General features: G+C 52.2%; 1 pseudogene. It reads right to left on the bottom strand.

The window, feature by feature from the left end:
• Positions 1-569, bottom strand: a pseudogene (locus tag ACFIL8_RS12460) (phage tail tape measure protein); the annotation flags it as partial.

Below are 569 nucleotides of genomic sequence, written 5' to 3'. Positions count from 1 at the left end.
GCAATGATATTTTTCCATTTGGTGATGGTGGTGGTATCAGCACCAAAAAAGCGCATGACGGCTTCAAAGGCACGCCCAAAAGCCCGAGATACCCCCCGTGCAAAACCTTTGACAAATGAAGAAAAACGATCCCAATATTTCCACAAAGCAAAACCCGCAGCAAGGATGACAGCCACAACAGCAGCAATGACCGCCCCGATCGGGGTAAAAATACCCCCCACAACAGAGGAAAGACTTGCCCCAACCACTTCGATCACTGTCCCGATCCAACCAAAAGAGGCAGCAAATGCACTTCCTGAGACAGCAATCCCCCGTAAAGCCCCGACCAACAAGGTCATGGGGCGTAAGAGTCGGAGTGAACTTGCCCCAAGACCCGCGGTTAGCAAGCCCAGCGAGCGCCCTGCGGCTGCTAAGCCCCGCCAGCTTGCAGCAACACCACGACTGAGTACTCTAAGCTTGATAAAAGAGCCCATCAATTGAAGAAGCCCAAGGCGTGTGCCAGCCATGGTAAAGCGCAACACGCGCAGAGCAATATTAAAAGCCATCAGGGCAGCAATGGTTTTGATAAT

Source organism: Bartonella sp. AP57NXGY (assembly GCF_042195805.1).
In the GTDB taxonomy this organism is placed as follows: Bacteria; Pseudomonadota; Alphaproteobacteria; order Rhizobiales; family Rhizobiaceae; genus Bartonella.
The sequence above is the reverse complement of the archived record's forward strand: the minus strand, read 5'-3'. Positions and strand labels throughout refer to the sequence as shown.